Source organism: Mesorhizobium sp. CA4, assembly GCF_020165075.1.
Taxonomy (GTDB): Bacteria; Pseudomonadota; Alphaproteobacteria; order Rhizobiales; family Rhizobiaceae; genus Mesorhizobium.
The window spans coordinates 53,785-66,429 of sequence record NZ_JAIUHK010000023.1; the positions used below are offsets into that span (position 1 = coordinate 53,785).

The window sequence follows — 12,645 nt, forward strand, 5'->3', positions numbered from 1 at the left end:
AAGCTCGAGGAGAACTCCATGACCGTCCATGACCGCATCGTCGCCGAGCCGTTCTCGCTGCAGCGCCGCAATCCCAATGGCGGCACCAAGCCGCTGACCGCCTGGGGCTTCGCCAACGAAACCGATGTGCTGACCGACGTGCTGCTCGGCTCGCCGAACTTCCTGCGTCACCTGTCGACCAGCTCGCTGTCGCGCAAGCATCTGCGCGAGGCGCCCTGCAACGTCCAGATCGCGCAGGCGCAGCACAAGGATCTCGTCGCGGCCTATGAGCATTTCGGCGTCAACATCCATTGGCACGAGCCGACGCCGGAACTGCCGATGCAGGTCTATTCGCGCGATTCCAGCGTGATGACTCCCTACGGCGCCTTTATCACCGCCATGGCCAATTGGTGGCGGCGCGGCGAGAACTACGCCGCCATCCGCACCTATGAAAAGCTCGGCATACCGATCTACGACATGGTGACCGCCGGCACCTTCGAGGGCGGCGATTTCAACGTCATCGAGGAGGGCCTGGTGCTGATCGGCTGCGGCGGTGCCCGCACGCAGGAAGAGGGCGCACGCCAGGTCAAGGAATGGTTCGACAAGGAAGGCTGGGAGACGCGGCTTGCCTTCATCGACGAATATTACGTCCATATCGACCTGATGGTGGTACCGATCGCCGAAAAGCTCACCGCCGTCTGCCTCGCCTGCACCGAGCCAGGCATCGTCGACTGGCTGAAGGGCAAGGGCCACGAGATCATCGACGTGCCCTTCCAGGACACGATGGCGCTCGGCTGCAATTTCATGTCCCTCGGCAAGGACAGGGTGATCGCGCCGACTTCCAGCAAGACGCTGATTGGCCAGCTGAAGGCGCGCGGGTTTGAAGTCGCGGCCGTCGACATGAGCGAGATCTCCAAGACCGGCGGCGGCATCCACTGCATGGCGCAAGCGCTGAAGCGCGTGCCGGCATAACCGATTTCGAAGCTCGGCAATTGCCGGCGATGAAAGCTTATCCCCTGGCTGTCGGGCCAGGGGTATTTCTCTTGTAGGCCCGGCCTGTCAGGAGACTTCGCCATATCCGTTCCGATCATTCTGGCCCTGCGCTAGGCTCCGGCCAGCCGAAACAGGATTGCCGCAACGATGATCGTCCAGGCCTGCATCAACGGCGCCCGAGCCGCCGACTTCCACCCCGCATTGCCACTCGACCCTGAGGCGATGGCGCGCGACGCCGCAGCCTCGATCGCGGCGGGCGCGGCCGAGCTGCATGTCCATGCGCGCGGCGCCGATGGTCGGGAGAGCCTGGCGCCGGAGGCGGTGGACAGGACGGTCGCAGCACTCCGCCGCGCCTGTCCGGGCACGCTGATCGGCGTCTCCACCGGCGCCTGGATCGAAAAGGATGACTTGCGCACGCTGGTTGCCATCTCCGGCTGGCGCGAACTGCCCGACTATGCCTCGGTCAATCTCAGCGAAACGGCGGCGCCCGTCGTCATGGAAAGCCTGCGCCAGCGCGGCATCGGCATCGAGGCGGGGTTGGCCTCCATTGCCGACGCCGAGCGCCTGGCCGGCCTCGACCATGGCTGGCGGGTGCTGCGGGTGCTGATCGAGATTTCCGAACAGGCCCTGGATGAAGCCTTTGCCGTCGCAGACGGCATCGAGACGGTGCTGGAACGCGCCGGCATCCGCCGCTCGATCCTGCTGCATGGCGAGAACGCGACGGTATGGCCGTTCGTGGAAAGGGCGGCTGCGCGGAAGTTGTCGACGCGGGTCGGGCTGGAGGACGGCAAGGGATTGCCGGACGCAAGCGTAGCGGACGGCAACGCCGCGCTGGTGGCTGCGGCGGTGGCGATTTACCGCGCTCGGTGATCTTGTTCCTCGCCTCCACGAAGTGGGGGAGAGGTGGCTCGGCGAAGCCGAGACGGAGAGGGGGAGCGCCCTACGAAGACCCCCTCTCCGTCCGCTTCGCGGACACCTCTCCCCCGCCTTTGGCGGGGGCGAGGAAAGCGCTACTGCGTATCCGTATGCGCCCTCAACTCCGCCCGTTTCTCGTCCGACACCACGGCAAGGTCCAGCACCTTCTGCAGGCCCGCCGCGTGGCGGAAACTCGGTTCGGTCTGCGCGCCGCTCCGCACCGCCTCGACGAAGCGCTGGTAGTTGGTCGGCACGGTGCCGGCCTCGAGCTCTTCCCACTTGGCGTTCTCGACATTTTCGCCAACGCAGGCCTTCAATATCGAGCCTTCGAGATTGTGCACCACCTCGATGCCGCCCTTCTCGCCATAGATGCGCAGCCGAAGCTCGTTGAGGTGGCCGGTGGCCCAACGGCTGGCATGCACCACGCCGAAGGCGCCGTTGGCGAAGTCGAGCGTCATGGCGAAGCTGTCATTGGCATCGAGCTGGTAGTCGCCGATGCGATCGCCCGGCGCCTTGTCGAAGGCACGCAGCCGGCAGAAGACATGGTCGACATCGAGCGCCGCGCCATAGCTGGCGAAATCAAGGATATGGATGCCGACATCACCGAGCACGCCGTTGGAGCCGTGGCCGCGCGACAGCCGCCACAGCCATTTCGGATCGGTGCGCCAGTCGCCCCAGAATTTCGACACCAGCCAGCTCTGCAGGTAAGACGCCTCGACATGGCGCACCGTGCCGATCTCGCCGGCCTGCACCATTTGGCGCGCCTTCTGCAGCGCGGCGACATTGCGATAGGTGAGGTTGACCATGTTGACGATGCCGGCGGCTTCCGCGGCATTGGCCATTTCGTTGGCCTTGCGGAAATTTTCCGCCAGCGGTTTCTCGCACAGCACAGGCTTGCCGGCGGCGACCAGCGCCATTGTGGTCGGGTGATGGATGCGGTCGGGCGTGACATTGGCGACCGCGTCGAAATCGCCCCAGTCGAGCGCCGCCTCCAGCGAGGTGAAGCGCTTCGGGATCTTGTAGGCGTCGGCATATTCGCCGACGCGGACCATATCGACGTCGACCGCGCCGACGATGTCGACGCCCTCGATGGCGCCAAAGCGACGGGCATGTTCCTGCGCCATCCAGCCGGTGCCTAATATCAAAAGCCGCATTTTCTGCTCCTCCGAGCGATTTGGTTCGATTCAATAACGTGAGGCGAATGTGACCCAGGCGCTGTTACCGCGCAATCCCAAGCGAACGGAGAGACGCTTTTTAGCGGAAGCCGGCCTCGCCATGCGCATGCAGCCTGGGCCCGCGCTCCTCGATCGGCTCCAGCGCTTTCTCGACCGGCACGTTCGGCGCATCGAGGATTGCGGGCTTCGACCCTTGCGGGTTGTGCGCCCATATCACCGCGTTGCGCAGCACCTTCTGCACGGTGGCGTCGTGATAGGTCGGATAGGTCTCATGTCCGGGACGGAAGTAAAAGACATTGCCGGCGCCGCGCCGGTAGGTCAGGCCCGAGCGGAACACCTCGCCGCCCTGGAACCAGGATATGAAAACGGTCTCCAGCGGCTCGGGCACGGCGAACTGCTCGCCATACATCTCCTCGTTCTCCAGCTCGAAATATTCGCCGACGCCTTCGGCAATGGGGTGGCTGGGGCTAGTCACCCAGAGCCGCTCGCGCTCGCCGGCCTCGCGCCATTTCAGCGTGCAGGGCGTGCCCATCAGCCGCTTGAAGATTTTCGAGAAATGGCCGGAATGGAGGATGATCAGCCCCATGCCTTCGAAGACGCGCTTCGCAACGCGCTCGACCACTTCGTCGGCCACTGCGCCATGGTCCTTGTGGCCCCACCAGACCAGCACGTTGGTTTCCGCGAGGCGGGATTCCGGCAGGCCGTGCTCCGGCTGCTCCAGCGTCGCCGGTCGAGGCGGAGATCGCCTTGTCGGCAGAGAGCGCCTTGGCAATGGTCGCGTGCATGCCTTCCGGATAGATGGAAGCTACCACCTCATTGGTCCGCTCATGGATGTTCTCGCCCCAGACGACAGCGCGAATTGTCATGGATTGCCTCGTGAGTGATTGGGAGCCGCCCCGCGCCATAGATAGCGCCTTCGCCCGGTATTGAAAGCGGTTTTAGAGAGCTCGGTTTCTTTAGGGCGGTGTGAAGAAAGGGCTGAAGAGAGCGGCACAACACCAACCCGCCCAACTCTCAGTTCTCTTCACCTCATCCTCTCCACCAGCCATCTCGCTGCTGCGTCCGCCCCATCGGCGTGGATCTCGGCGGCCACCTTGTGAGCATGAAGCCGGACCTTCGGCGCCAGTGCCACTTCCAGCGCCGCCGATAGCGACGCCGCCGTCGGCACTGGGCCGTCATGCGCGGCGCCGATGCCGAGCTCGGCCACCCGCCGCGCCCAATAGGGCTGGTCGCCGATCTGCGGCACGATCACCTGCGGCGCTCCTGCCCGCGCGGCGGCGACGGTGGTGCCGGCGCCGCCATGGTGGATGACGGCGGCGACGCGGCCGAACAGCGCCTGCTGGTTGACCTCGCCGACGGCGAAGCAATCGTCGCCATCGTCGACGAGGCCGAGCTCGGCCCAGCCATGCGCGAGCACCGTACGGAGGCCCTTGGCGCGGATCGCCTCGATGGCCGCGCGGCCGGCTTCGCTCGCGACCGATATGGAGCCGAAGCCGACATGGACCGGCGGCGAGCCGCCACCGAGGAAGACTTCCAGCCCGCCGGGGAGGGGCCGCTCATCCGGTAGGATGAAGGCGCCGGTCTGCACGGCGTCGATCAGGTCCGAGGGCAGCCACGGTCCTAGCGTTGGATCGCAGGCGAGCAGGACTCTTTTGCCGTAGACATAGTCCCGGACGTTTTGCACCAGGGGCAGCCCGAGCGATGCGCGATGGCCGTTGATCGCCTCGCCGAAGAGCGCGTTCTTGGTCCGGATGTCCATCTCCCACAAGAGCCGGTTGTCGGTCACGCCGGCCGGCAGCGGATGGCTTGGATATTCATGCGGCCGGTTGTGCGGCGAGGGCAGCCAGATGGGGCAGAACGTGCCGAGCATGTAACGCATGCCGCGTTGTTCCGCGACCAGCCGCGCGGCGGCGCAGGACGGGAAGAGGCCGAACGCCACCACGGCGTCGCAGCCTTCGGCGGCCACGCTCAGCGCCTCATATTGTCTGGCGACGATCTCAGCCGCCTGGCCGGAAATCAGCCTGGCCCGGTCCTCTGGCGTGGCCGATCGCGACCGGTTGATCATTTCCTTCGCCCATTCGCGCACCGGCGCGAAGGCCGGCGCCAGCGGCACGCCGGCGCGGGCCAGAAGAGCGGCAAATTCCGCGTCGGCGGGTGCGCTCACCCTGGCGTCGACGCCATGCGCCTGCAAAGCCGCGCCCAGCGCCGCCAATGGCTCGACGTCGCCGCGCGAGCCGTAACTCGATAACAAGATTCGCATTCCATGCTCCATCGTGGTTCTGCGGAGCAGCGTTGATACGCCATGGTCGGGGGCTTGCCGCAAGCCCGGGCTGCGCCATATCTCCCTCCTGGGAAGGGTCGTAATCGCTTCCTCAGGTGAGGTTGCGATCGCCATGCGTCGACGCGGCGACGGCAAATACCCGGGCGCGTATTGGCGCCAGGCCCTTCGGATCAGCAAGCGGGGATCGATGACAGCCGGCGACCAGTGCGCCGGCTCGGGTAGAGCTCAACCCTGGCGGCCTTCCTGGGCAACCTGGGTAGGGGACCTTGTGAGCCGCGGGACGACGACGAGGCGCTTGATCTTGCCCTTTTTGTAGGCGGCAAGGAAGCGGTGATAATCCTTGAAGACGACGCAGCCATTGGACTCGGCGCGGCCGCCGCGCAGCATATAAGTGTGCGCGAGCAGGCCGTCGCGGCCGTATTTGTTCCGGCCGCTGGCCGGTGTCAGGCGGATCGCCTCGACACCATGGAAGCGCGATTCACGTATCGACAGGTTGTAAGTGTCGGGCGGCGTCGGACCGACATTCTTACGGTCGACGAAGCGCGGCTGGTCGACCATCGAACCCAGGCCCGAATGCGCCTCCAGCTTCGAGCCGTCAGGCATGTAGACGGTTCTCGCCGAAATATCGTAGACGGCGACGCCATTGCCCGTGGAAGGCCCATTGAAAAGGTTGCGGAACGCGCTGCCGAGGCCGCCGCTCTCCGGCGTGTCGGGCTTGGCATAGGCGAGCATCTCGGATGCCTGCGCCTTGCGCCTGCCAGGTTTGGAGTCGGCCACGAACGGCTTCGAGCCCGCAACGCCAGGCAGGGCCTGGTCGCCGCTTCTCGGCGAGGCCGCCGTCGGCCCGCCTTGCGCGATGTCGGCGGCCGTTGGCTGTGGCTTGTCCCTGGCGGCCTGCGGCTTCGCGGCCTCGGGTTTCTGCGGTTTGGACGCCGCGTTCTGCTCGGGCGCCTCGGTGGCGCGCTGGAGCGTGGTCCGCGGGCGAAGGCCGGGCACGGCAATCGTGTCGGGCAAATCGTCTTGCGGCGGCAGCGAGGCGACCTGGTACGCGCCGTCCCGGCCATTGTCCGGGCCATTGTCCGGCTTGTCGGCGACATCGGGCCCGTCGCTGTTTTGCAGCGCAACGGCGGTCGGAACGTCGGCCGTCTCCTCCGGCGATATGTTGGCGAGCGCAAGCGCCAGCTCGGAAGCGCCGGCGATTTCGGCCGGCGGCGAACCGAACCGGGCTTCCGCCGGAGCGCCTGGCAGCGCGCCGCCGAAGCGGCTCGCCGAAGGTAGGCTGGCCAGCACGAACGGCGCCTTCTCGGCGCGGGCAAAGGCATCGGCAAGCTTTTGCGGCGAAAGCGCGGCCCGCTTCACCACGCCGTCGAAACGGTCGGCGGCTCCGGCGGCCGAAGCCACCACCACGACCTTTTCCTGCGCGACGCTGTCGGGCGACGGCAGTTTAAGGCGCGCCGCTTTGCCGTTGAGACCTTTATTTATCAGCTTTTCAGCAGCTTGGCCGTCATGTCTGAAGTTCATCGCGAGGCTGACGCAGCGAGCATCGCAGCCGCCGGTGAGCGACCCTGCCTTGTAGCCGCCATTGCCGGCAAGATGCGGCGCCCAGGCATTGGCGATCTGCCGGCGCTGGTCGCCAAGCGCGATGTTGCGCGGCGAAAGCAGGCTTTGCGGCAATCCATTGGAAGCGGCGGTCAGGGAGGTGCTTACCGAATGCAGCCCTGCCAAAGTGGCCATGGACCAAAGGGCAAGGGCGGCGCCGACAGCAGGCACCACGACCCAACGATGACCACCAGATTTCTTCGAAGTTACCCCCTCATCAGGAGTGTCACCCCGGTACTTCAAACGCAAAAACGCCATACGACCACTCTCAATCGGCATGCCGGTTTGCGGACCTGGCACCCGTCACGATCACAGTTCGCCGGTGCCCCCTGCACCTTCACGCGTCTGTTGCCGATTGATTCAAAAGATGGACAAAGATGGTTAACCAATCCCTCCACCAATCGCCGATTTGGCGACGGTCCATACGAAAAAAGAGCCCTCCATGGTCTCCGCCACGGTAAAAATGCTCTCCCTCACCTGCTTTGCTGCCCGTTTTTCCGGCCTCTGTCAAGAAACCGTGAACACTGGAACCGCAGCATCTCAGCCGGCTAGCGGCCGATTCGGGTCAAAATGCGACGGCCCGGCCAATGGCGGAACAAGCCAGCCGCCAAAGTTTTGGACCAGTCGACGCGGGTTCTCGGGTGTGGTCGTTAGCCGTCTTGTCGCGAGGATCACCCAAAAAAGTCACCCCGCCTGACGGCGGGATTCCTGACGCAAGGGGTGACGGCCAAATCTTGGGCGGGCTGTCCGACAGAGCAACAGCAAAGCGAAGAAAAATCAGCGCCGGCCGTCGGGGCTGTCGGCGACGCCCACGTGGTGGCGATAGACCATTTCCCAGCCCTTCCATCCGGTGAACAGAAGTATGAGGACCACGAGCAGGGACAGTATCAGACCGACCGGAATGACCGCCGCCTCGCCATGAACATAGCGCGAATACCAGTTGTAGAGCTCAATCAGGACGACAATCACATTGCCGCCGGCGTGAAGCCATGCATCCCTAAGATTGCGGACCTGGTCATCGCCCAGCACATCAGTCAGGCCGGCAACAGCGGCGAGGGCCGCCATGATCAGACCGGCCCCGAGAAGCCACAGCGAGCCTGTCACCCAACCGGGATTGCCCGTCCGCCAGAAGATCAGGTCGCAGACCAAGGTGGCGACGAAAAAGGCGATGGGAAAGGGGATCAACATCGGATGGATCGGGTGGCCGCCTATGCTTGCCGTGCTACGCGGGTAATGAGTCATAACAATACCTCCAAGGTATCTGGCGCCGACATTGGCCAACGCAATCGGCAACCCACGATACAGCCCAACCGAACATAAAACCCCGGCGACTGTGGAATGTTCCATAACCCCGGCGTGCTTCATCGAGCCACGCGCCCGTCAGCCAAAACCCGGCACCGCTCTCGTCTTGCCGCTGAGCCGCGCTCCCAGGGTCAGCGCCTGCGGAAAATTGCGGACGACTGCTCTCATTGTGGCGGCGCCGCCATGGCCGAGAGCGATGCGCGCGATGGCTTCCGCGGCGAGGACGCGGGTCGAGAATAATTCTCTCCAGGCCGCCTCGTAGCGTCTGCCGACCGCTTCGCGTCTCGCCTGCCCACCTGCTGCCGCGCCGAGTTCCAGGGCCAGGAGCCAGCCGGATTGCAGTGCCATCGATATGCCCTCTGCGATGATCGGATGCGACTCGCCTGCGATGTTGCCAACGCGAAAGATGTCCCCGTCGTAGCCGGAGCGGATGCCTGGCCGGATCGGGCCGGCGGCAAGCCACGGACCGTCGAGATTGGCTCCCTCCAGCGCCTCTCGCGCCCCCCGGCATGTCGTCCTGAGATGATGCTCGACGGTTTCGGCCGCCGAGACCTGGCCGCCGTGCTCGCGGGCACGGCTGGCGCGCAACCCGGCGAGCACATCGCGCCTTATGCAGCAGGAGATGGACAGGCGGCCGTGGTCTGCGAGCACCATGCCGCCATAGCCGCCGGGAAACGTCAGCAGCGGCATCAGGTCGGGCGGCAGCGTCGATCCTGAAAAATGCGCCTTGAAGCCGAGTAGGTCCGAGGGACGGCCTTTCTTCTCGAGCTGACTCGGCAGCGGTCCCGGTTCCCACGAGCCATGCGCGGCGACAATCACTGGTGCCCGCAGGATCGTCGCCTCGTCGCGGGAATTCCCGGCTCCCGCCTGGATCCACACCGCTTGGCAGGCGCCATCACGTTCGATGGCGACGGCGCGGCAGGGCTGGAACACGTCTGCGCCGGCCGATCGGGCCGCATCCAACAGCAGGGAGTCCAGTATGTCGCGGCCGCGCGCGCGCCCGAAACCGTCTCCTGCCGCGGGCACGGACTTCGCACGCGGCATCGGCGCCTCGACGCTGGTATCGCCGGAAAAGAAGCCGACCCGGTGAATTTCGGGACCCGCTTCGGCCCGCCACGCATCGGCGATCTCCAGTCGCTCGAGGAGCGCCAGATTGCTTGCCGAGATATATTCGCCGCACACCTTGCGACGCGGAAACACGCTCTTTTCCACGATCGCCACGGTCCGGCCGCGCCGGGCCAGCGCAAGCGCCGCTGACGAGCCTGCCGGGCCGGCACCGATGACGATCGCATCGTGGGTCGATGCCGGTCTCATGGCACATCTTTGGCAGGCATCGACGCGGCGCCGGCAAAGACGTGGGAGAAGGGGCCGGCACGCCGCTCCTCGAGCGGCCGGCCGCCGGCAGCGCTCCAGAGATCGGAAAGTTCGCTGCCGCGAAAGCCGGCGCGCACGCTCTGAGCGGCGTCATGCCTGGTGACGTCATTGGCGCCGATCGCCGGCAGAAGGCGGGTCGTCGCGAGCGCCAAGCCTGCCCTCAGCGGTTCCGTCGTCATGAGCAATGGCGCCCTGCGAACCAGCAGCGAAAACAGACGTAGCAGTTCGGCGTCGTCGAAATGATGCAGAAACAGGTTGACCGTGATCACATCGAAAGTCCCGGCATCCGCCTTCTGCGCCCAGTCGAAGACATCGGCGGTGAAGGTTTCGAGCTTCCATCCCAGACCGGCGAAATCCGCCGTCAGCTCGGGCGTGACGAGGCCGACGCGATCGAGCATCGTCAGCTCCACCTTCGGCCAGTCTCTTGTCATGCGCCGGGCCACTTTCAGCATGAAGGTGCCGTCGCCGGCGCCGATGTCAAGGATGCGGCCGGGCGCCTTGGCCATGAATTTTCTCATCAGCGACGCCATGATCGGCGCCTGGAACATCAGCGCGTTGATCCGGCGCAGATCGCGCCGCGAGTGGAGCGCCCGCGGATCGTCCGCGGCGAGGCGATCGAGGATTTCCGGGACAAGTGTCCGTTGATCGAGCGCGTTCATGAGGCGGTCCGGAACAACATGGTCTCGGCCGTCAGCCCGGGTCCGAACGACATGCCGCAGCCAAGCTGGCCGCCCGGCGCCTTCAGCATCTTCTCCATTACAAACATCACCGTCGCCGACGACATGTTGCCGTATCCGCGCAGCACCTCGCGCGACGGCCCGAGCGCGGCCGGCGCGAGGTCGAACGCCTTCTCGACGGCATCGAGAATACTGCGCCCACCGGGATGTACGGCCCAGAGGTCGATCGCCTCCGGTGGCCGGCCACCCAGGATAGCGTCCTGGTTGTTTCGCAACGTTTCCTGGACCGCCGCAGGAACCTTGCCTGAGAGAAACATGTCGAAGCCGTGGTCGCGGATATCCCAGGTCATCAGCTCCCGCCGCTCCTCGGCGACGGTGCAGCGGAAGGAGTCGAGCTCGATACCGGACGGCTCGGCGGTTACGAGCGTCGCCGCGCAACCGTCGCCCCAAAGGCAGAAGGACAGCAGCTTTTCCAGCTCGGTGGTTTCCCTCAGATGCAGGGTGCAGACCTCGATATTGACCAGGAGGACTCTGGCCCGCGCGTCGGAGCGGACGATGTGACGGGCAAGCTTGAGGGCATTGACCGCAGCGTAGCAGCCCATGAACCCGATCATCGTGCGTTCGATACCATCCGACAGGCCGCATCGCGCGGCAAGGTCGAGGTCGATGCCCGGCGCGGAGAAGCCGGTGCAGGTGGTGACGATGAGATGGGTGATGCGCGATTCCTCGTCGCCGAGCCGCAGTCCGTCGACGGCCTTTTGCGCCAGGACGGGTGCTGCTTCAGCGAACATCGCCATTCTGGCAGCCGTTCCGGGAAACGCGCCGCGCTTGAAGGCTCCGGCAAGGTCGGCCGACGGCCCTTCGGGATCGAGAGCAGGCGCAAAACATGAAAAGCGGTGCTCGATGCCGGAAAGGCCGGCCATGCGTTCGAATATCCTCCTGCGATCGGCGGCGAGCATCGAGGCCGCGTAGGCTAGATAGAACTGGTGGACCTCGTGCTCCGGAACCGCTGTCGCGATCCGGTTGATATAGGCGTTGATGGACATGTTCTGTCTCCCTGGGCCTCAGGCGTGGGTACGCGCTGTTGCCGGAAGGGTTCCTGGCTCATGAGCGCCCTTGTCAGGCGCAAGGCGCTGAGCGTTGCCTGTTGGATAAACGTTTCGGAAAACCTGTTTCTTCCCCGGCGTGCGATCTCGAACCTAAAAGGTTTGCGAGGGATGGCAGGCAAAATCAAAGCGTTACAGCCCTTTCCACACTTGGCGGGCCTTCGGGCCGATCACTTGCTGCCCTGCGCCGCTCCGGGCACGATCAAGGCTCCCTGATCGCGCTCCGAATATCTGAAGCCGATAAAGAACAAGGCGATAATGATGAGGCAGATCGCCAGCACCGTGGCGAGGATCCTTCCCGGGTTTTCGGCAGGCGGTTTGTCTTCCATGGCGCTTCGCCTCGCATATCAACCCTGCGAGAGCGGCAAGGGTTCCAAACCCAACGGGGGCCCGTCGGACAAGCGGGACGGCGCATCACAAAAGTGACGCGCTCGCCCGTTAGGCTGATGCCGCCAAAAACAGGGTTCATCATTCAAAAACAGGGTTCATCATTATGGATGCCAGTGAATTGCAGGCCATAGGTGATACGCTGATGCGCGTCGTCACACCCGATATGACACCGAAAGACCTGCTCAGGGCGGTGCGAAAACTGCATCCGCATGCCAAGAAGAAGGATAGCGCCCGCGCGGCCTTCCACGCCATCATCGCCAACGCCGACCAGGATCCCGGCAAGTCGCGCAATCTCCAGGCCTTCGCGCTTGCCGAGCGTATCCAGCAATCGGAATAAATTGCCGCGAATTGTAGCGGCGGCCTTCCGGGAAATTTAATAAGCAACTTCTAATTTAATGTCTCAGCCGGCAGCTAGCCCCCAACCGGTAACGAGCTCATGACCAAAAACCTCGGCAATGCCAAACCCAGCGCTCCCGCCAAGGAGGTGAACCCCTCGCTGTTCAGCAAGGCCGCGCCGGCGCTGTTTCCGCTGGTCGTCGCGGCACTCGGCTATCTCGTCGGCCGGCATTTTTTCGGCTTTTGACGCGGCCGGCGTTCGGCACGTTTTCTTCCCAGCCGGTCAAAGCGCAACTGGTCGTGTAGGCCATATCCTTTTAGCTTTGGTCCTAGGGCCTAGGTCGTTCTTGTCCTTGCCCGGGCCCAGGCGCATGTTTGTGACAGCCGGCGGCCTCGCAAACTCCGGTCAGGCCCGGCCGCCGAACCCAGTATCACCCCCCAAGGCTGCCGGGCCGCCGCCGTGACGGATTCGTTCCCACTTATGCACGGCCAAGTGCCCGGCTGCGCGATTCACAGTC

Annotated in this window: 12 protein-coding genes and 1 pseudogene; 4 read left to right on the forward strand and 9 right to left on the reverse strand. The window is 64.8% G+C overall.

The window, feature by feature from the left end:
• Positions 1–18 precede the first annotated feature (18 nt).
• Entirely contained in the window at positions 19–951 is a 933-nt protein-coding gene (locus LB528_RS19205) for a dimethylarginine dimethylaminohydrolase family protein (RefSeq protein ID WP_224715934.1), read from the forward strand.
• A 168-nt stretch (positions 952–1,119) separates the two neighbouring features.
• Positions 1,120–1,842 (forward strand): 3-keto-5-aminohexanoate cleavage protein, encoded by a 723-nt coding sequence (locus tag LB528_RS19210; RefSeq protein ID WP_224715935.1) that lies wholly within the window; start codon positions 1,120–1,122, stop codon positions 1,840–1,842.
• A 140-nt stretch (positions 1,843–1,982) separates the two neighbouring features.
• Here the strand turns inward: LB528_RS19210 and LB528_RS19215 are convergent, their stop codons facing one another.
• The 9 genes and pseudogenes from LB528_RS19215 to LB528_RS19255 form a co-directional block, all read right to left on the reverse strand.
• A complete protein-coding gene (locus LB528_RS19215; protein WP_224715936.1) occupies positions 1,983–3,041 on the reverse strand; it encodes a Gfo/Idh/MocA family protein in 1,059 nt (352 codons plus the stop codon).
• A 100-nt stretch (positions 3,042–3,141) separates the two neighbouring features.
• Positions 3,142–3,928: pseudogene (locus tag LB528_RS19220) on the reverse strand (ThuA domain-containing protein).
• Between the two features lie 158 nt (positions 3,929–4,086).
• Positions 4,087–5,322, reverse strand: coding sequence for a glycosyltransferase (locus tag LB528_RS19225; protein WP_224715937.1), 1,236 nt, complete (start codon positions 5,320–5,322; stop codon positions 4,087–4,089).
• Positions 5,323–5,568: 246 nt separating this feature from the next.
• Entirely contained in the window at positions 5,569–7,077 is a 1,509-nt protein-coding gene (locus tag LB528_RS19230) for a tlde1 domain-containing protein (RefSeq protein WP_224715938.1), read from the reverse strand.
• Between the two features lie 642 nt (positions 7,078–7,719).
• Positions 7,720–8,184 carry a DUF2231 domain-containing protein gene (locus tag LB528_RS19235; protein ID WP_224513170.1) on the reverse strand — a complete coding sequence of 155 codons (465 nt, stop codon included), beginning with the start codon at positions 8,182–8,184 and terminating at the stop codon, positions 7,720–7,722.
• Between the two features lie 138 nt (positions 8,185–8,322).
• Positions 8,323–9,558 carry an NAD(P)/FAD-dependent oxidoreductase gene (locus tag LB528_RS19240; RefSeq protein WP_224715939.1) on the reverse strand — a complete coding sequence of 412 codons (1,236 nt, stop codon included), beginning with the start codon at positions 9,556–9,558 and terminating at the stop codon, positions 8,323–8,325.
• Positions 9,555–10,277, reverse strand: a complete 723-nt coding sequence (locus LB528_RS19245) for a methyltransferase domain-containing protein (RefSeq protein WP_224715940.1) — start codon at positions 10,275–10,277, stop codon at positions 9,555–9,557. The genes LB528_RS19240 and LB528_RS19245 overlap by 4 nt, the downstream gene beginning before the upstream one ends.
• Positions 10,274–11,341: a type III polyketide synthase gene (locus tag LB528_RS19250; protein ID WP_224715941.1), complete on the reverse strand. Its 1,068-nt coding sequence runs from the start codon at positions 11,339–11,341 to the stop codon at positions 10,274–10,276. Before LB528_RS19250 ends, LB528_RS19245 begins: the two co-directional genes overlap by 4 nt.
• A 230-nt stretch (positions 11,342–11,571) precedes the next feature.
• On the reverse strand, positions 11,572–11,730 hold the full coding sequence (locus LB528_RS19255) for a hypothetical protein (RefSeq protein ID WP_224513178.1): 159 nt from the start codon (positions 11,728–11,730) through the stop codon (positions 11,572–11,574).
• A 203-nt stretch (positions 11,731–11,933) separates the two neighbouring features.
• Between LB528_RS19255 and LB528_RS19260 the strand changes: the two genes are divergently transcribed.
• Both LB528_RS19260 and LB528_RS19265 read left to right on the forward strand, forming a co-directional pair.
• Entirely contained in the window at positions 11,934–12,128 is a 195-nt protein-coding gene (locus tag LB528_RS19260; protein WP_318012325.1) for a hypothetical protein, read from the forward strand.
• Positions 12,129–12,227: 99 nt separating this feature from the next.
• Positions 12,228–12,374, forward strand: a complete 147-nt coding sequence (locus tag LB528_RS19265) for a hypothetical protein (RefSeq protein WP_224513182.1) — start codon at positions 12,228–12,230, stop codon at positions 12,372–12,374.
• Positions 12,375–12,645 lie beyond the last annotated feature (271 nt).